The organism is Streptomyces sp. NPDC055078 (assembly GCF_053607985.1).
This window is the reverse complement of the sequence record NZ_JBSGUP010000671.1, coordinates 1-4,442: the sequence shown is the minus strand read 5'-3', so window position 1 is coordinate 4,442 and position 4,442 is coordinate 1. Positions and strand designations below refer to the sequence as shown.

Genomic DNA, 4,442 nt, shown 5'->3' with positions numbered 1-4,442 from the left:
GCACCGCCCACTTCAGCCCCGCCGGCGTCCGCGTCCGCCTGTCCCAGCGGGTCGCCCGGGGCCTCCACCCCCGCCAGCGCCCGGCCCAGCGCCGCCCGGTCGTCATGGGTGTCCAGGACGGTGACATCGGCGGCCCCGGTCAGCCGTCGCCAGACGGCGGGGGCGAACATGCCGGCGCGCAGACCGGGCGGCACCGCCACCACGACCCGCGCCCGGGGGGCGCGCTCCGGCCCGGGGTCAGCGGAGCCAGTCATCGAGGTGCTCCCTCACGAACGCGTCGTCGGTCAGCCAGGGGTACGCCTCGCTGACCCGGGCGATCTCCTCGGCCTGCCCCGGGGAGAGCTGCTCCTTGGGGTCCAGGCACCAGGTCCCGGCCAGCAGCCCCTGGCGGCGCAGCACCTCGTGGACTCCGGCGATACAGCCGCGGAAGTCGTACCGTACGTCGAACACGGCCCCGTTGGCCTCGCTGAGCTGGGGTGCGCGGCGCAGCAGATCGGTGGTGAGGGCGTGGTCACCGGCGCGTGCCGCGCGGACCTCGGCGAAGAGTTCGACGGCGGCGCGCGTCCACACCGCCCACTGGCCGAGCAGCCCGCCCGCGAACCAGCGCAGTTCGCGCGCGGTGCGGTAGGGGGTGAGCAGGTCGGTGATGATGGCGTCGTCGTTGCCGGTGTAGAGGGCGACCTCGTCGGCGCGGTCGGCCGCGGCGACGGCCGCGATGACCTCGGCGGTGCGGTAGCGGTCGAAGGGCGCGGTCTTGATGGCGACGACCGAGGGGATGTCGGCGAGCGCGCTCCAGTAGGCGGGGGAGAGATAGCGGCCCCCGACGGCGTCCTGGAGATAGAAGCCGATCACCGGCAGGACCTCGCCGACCGCGCGGGTGCGGTCCAGCAGCCCCGCCTCGTCCGCGCCGGGGACGGCCGAGCTGAGGAGGATGGCGTCATAGCCCAGTTCGGCGGCGAGTTCGGCCTCCGCGACCGCCTGCGCGGTGTAGCCGACGGCGCCCGCGACCCGTACGACGGGCCGCTCGCCCGGGGTACCGGGGCCGGTCTGCTCCCGTACGACATCGGAGGCGAGTTCCAGCACCGGGCGCAGCAGACCGACCGACGGTTCGCGGATCTCGAACTGGGTGGTGTGCACGGCGACCGCCAGGCCGCCCGCGCCGGAGGCGAGATAGTAGCGGGTCAGGGCCCGCTGCCGCCGTTCGTCGAGCCTGCGGTCGGCGTCGAGGGCGAGCGGATGCGCGGGTATCACCGTGCCTGCGGACAGGATGTCCAAGGGGCTGACGGCGGCCGTGGGCGTAGCGGTGTGCGTGGCCGTGGGCGTGGGGGAGTGCGTGGGCACCGTGGATCAGAACCTTCCGTCGCGGACCTGGAACTTGGTGGGCTTGCCGGTCAGCGGCAGCCCCCGCCGGATCCATTCGGACTGCCAGGACACCAGGGTCCGCAGCGGTACGGAGGGATATCCGAACAGCTCATGGCACCGGGACGCGTCGGACAGCAGCGCGGAGCCGGACTCCTCGCCCGTGAAGCGGGCCTCCTGCCCGAACTCGGCGGCGAAGAGCCGCGCGATGCGCCGTACGGACGCGGTCTCGGGGCCACTGAGGTTGATGGTGAACGGCTCGGCGCCGGCGTGCGCCAGCGAGCGCAGCGCGACCTCGTTGGCGTACCCCTGCCATACGGCGTTGAGATGACCGGTCGTGAGATCGACGGGTGTCCCGGCGCGTACCGCCGACGCGATGTCCGCGAGGACGCCGTAGCGCAGATCGACCGCGTAGTTGAGGCGGATGACCGCCAGCCGCAGCCCGTGTTCGCTCGCGTGGTGGCCGAAGACCCGCTCGCGGCCGAGGCAGGACATCGCGTACTCGCCCACCGGACCCACCGGGTCGCCCTCGGCGCTGCCCGCCGACGAGGTGGGGACCAGGGGGTACACATTGCCGGTGGAGAAGGCGGCGACGGCGGCCGTACGGTACCGGCGGGCGATCCGGTCCGGGAGCGCGGCGTTGACCGCCCAGGCGTGGGAGGGGTTGCCCGCTGAGCCGAATTTGGCGCCGACCATGAAGACGATATGGCCCGCGTCCGGCAGTTCGGCCGGGTCGCCGTCCAGCAGATCGAAGGAGACCGGCTCGATGCCCTCGGCGGCGAGCCGCTCGGCGGCGGCGCGGTCGGACCAGCGGGACACGGCGCGGACCGCGAGATCCGTGCGGCCCGCCGCGTCCAGCGCGCGGCGGGCGAGCCGGACGAGGCTCGGCCCCATCTTGCCGCCCGCGCCGAGCACCACCAGATCGCCGTCCAGCGCGGCGAGGTCGGCGACCAGACCGGGTGACGGGGTGGCGAGCAGTTCTTCCAGCGCCCGCTCGCTGTCGGGGAATTCGAGGGCTCCGGTGGCGGTGTGGGCGACGGGCGGGGCGGTGGGGGTGAGGGGTGGTGTCGACATGGTTATCCCTTGACTGCGGAGCCGGTGATGCCCTCGGTGAAGTACCGCTGACCCACCAGATAGGCGCTGAAGATCGGTACGAAGGCGACGACGGAACCGGCGAGAACCTGGTTGAGCGGTACCTGTTGCTGCTGGAGCGAGGCGATACCGACGGTGAGTGTGCGCATGTCCGTGCTCTGGCCGATGACCAGTGGCCACAGGAAGTCGTTCCAGTGCCACAGGAAGACGAAGGTGCCCAGTGTGGCGAGGATCGGTTTGAGCAGCGGCAGCACGATACGGAAGAAGATCTGGAGTTCGCTGCACCCGTCGAGCCGGGCGGCCTCGAAGAGTTCGTCGGGCAGCCCGAGGATGAACTGCCGCATCAGAAAGACGGCCTGCGCATTGGCGAGCGTGGGGACGATCAGCCCCCAGTAGCTGTCCACCCCGCCCAGCTTGGCGATCATGATGAAGGTCGGGATCATCGTGACGTGGTACGGGACCATCACCATCGACAGGAACGACCAGAACATGGTCTCCCGGCCGGGGAAGCGCTTCTTGGCGAACGCGTAACCGGCCAGCGCGGACAGCAGCAGTACGCCGACGACCGACACCAGGGAGTAGACCACGGTGTTGAACAGCCAGCGCGGTACGTCCTGGGAGCCGAGCACATCGCCGTAGGCACCGGCCTCCAGCGGCCAGGGCGCCAGACTGCCGGGCAGGCTGACCGCGCCCTCCGGCTTCAGCGAGAGCACCACCATCGCGTAGAACGGGAAGAGGGTGACCACGGCGGCGAGGGCCAGCAGCACCGCGCGCAGCACCTTCCCCCGGGGAGTCATCCGCAGCGCGCTGGGCAGGGTGTCGCGCTCCTTGGGCTCCTTGGGTCCCTTGGGCTTCCGGCGGCGGCGCTCCGGGCCGGGCGGTCCCGCCGGGGCGGGCGCCGGGCCCTTGGTGGTCAGGGTGTCGCTCATGGTCACTGCTCCTTTCCGATGACCAGTCGCTGGACCCCCGCCACCACCAGGGTGAGGACGAACAGGACACAGCCGATGGCGCTGGCATAGCCGAGGTCGAAGTATTTGAAGCCCGCGTCGTAGAGCTGGAAGACCAGGCTGTAACTGGCGTTGGCGGGCCCGCCGCCGGTCATCATGTAGACGGCGTCGAAGACCTGGAAACTCGCGGTGGTCTCGATCACGGCCAGGAAGAAGAAGGAGCCCTTCAACTGCGGGGCCACGATGTACCGGAACCGTTTCCAGGGCCCGGCGCCGTCCATCAGGGCGGCCTCCTCCAGTTCGCGCGGTACGTCCTGGAGCCGGGCGAGCAGGATGAGCATCCCGTATCCGCAGCGCGACCAGACGCCGACGAGCGCGAGCGCGGGCAGCACCAGCGCGGAGTCGCTGAGCCAGGACTGGTCGGGCAGCCCGAGCCAGCCCATCACCGTGGACCACGGCCCGTCCGTGGAGAAGATCCAGATGAACACGGTCGACGCCAGGATCAGACTGGTCACCACCGGCAGGAAGAACACCGAGCGGAACAGCTTGGAGCCGCGGAAGGCGCGGCGGGTGAGCAGCGCCAGGCCCAGCGAGAGCCCGATCGTGAGCGGCACCGCCATCACGGTGTAGAGGACGGTGACCTTCAGCGCCGACCAGAACACCGGGTCGTCCATCAGCCGGTGGAAGTTCTCCAGTCCGGTGAAGCTGGTGTCGGAACCGAGGGTGTAGTCGGTGAATCCGAGCAGCATTCCCGCCACCGCGGGCCCGAACCGGAAGGCGAGGAAGACCAGCAGAGCGGGCAGGACGAAGAACAGCCCTATCCGCGCCTCCCGTCGGGCATGGGGCCCGCGGCGGACCTTGGGCGGGCGGGGGCGTTCCGCGACTTCGGCCACGGGACCTCCTTCGTACGGCGGTGCGAGCGGATACGGGATACGGGCGGATACGGGGTGCGGGCCGAAACGGGCTACGGACGGAATCGGCGTACGGACGGAATCGGCGGCGCCCGAGAGGGGCGTACGAGTGGAACGGGCGCGGGCGCGGGGC

General features: G+C 71.2%; 4 protein-coding genes and 1 pseudogene. All 5 read right to left on the bottom strand.

The genetic code is table 11. The annotated features are described in order from the left end of the window. Positions 1 to 254 (bottom strand): annotated as a pseudogene (locus ACWF94_RS34530) (hypothetical protein); the annotation flags it as partial. Continuing rightward, complete coding sequence (locus ACWF94_RS34525; protein ID WP_453497828.1) at positions 238 to 1,341, bottom strand: dihydrodipicolinate synthase family protein; 1,104 nt, start codon at positions 1,339 to 1,341, stop codon at positions 238 to 240. The gene ACWF94_RS34525 and the pseudogene ACWF94_RS34530, both read right to left, overlap by 17 nt. Positions 1,342 to 1,347: 6 nt before the next feature. Next, positions 1,348 to 2,433, bottom strand: coding sequence for an NAD-dependent epimerase/dehydratase family protein (locus ACWF94_RS34520; protein WP_453497825.1), 1,086 nt, complete (start codon positions 2,431 to 2,433; stop codon positions 1,348 to 1,350). Positions 2,434 to 2,435: 2 nt separating this feature from the next. Further along, positions 2,436 to 3,380, bottom strand: coding sequence for a carbohydrate ABC transporter permease (locus tag ACWF94_RS34515; RefSeq protein WP_453497822.1), 945 nt, complete (start codon positions 3,378 to 3,380; stop codon positions 2,436 to 2,438). Positions 3,381 to 3,382: 2 nt separating this feature from the next. Further along, positions 3,383 to 4,291 carry a carbohydrate ABC transporter permease gene (locus tag ACWF94_RS34510; RefSeq protein WP_453497831.1) on the bottom strand — a complete coding sequence of 303 codons (909 nt, stop codon included), beginning with the start codon at positions 4,289 to 4,291 and terminating at the stop codon, positions 3,383 to 3,385. Positions 4,292 to 4,442 lie beyond the last annotated feature (151 nt).

Bases quoted from the DNA above. Each gene is read 5' to 3' on its own strand.
- ACWF94_RS34520 (WP_453497825.1), bottom strand. From the start codon at position 2,433: ATGTCGACACCACCCCTCACCCCCACCGCCCCGCCCGTCGCCCACACC.
- ACWF94_RS34515 (WP_453497822.1), bottom strand. From the start codon at position 3,380: ATGAGCGACACCCTGACCACCAAGGGCCCGGCGCCCGCCCCGGCGGGA.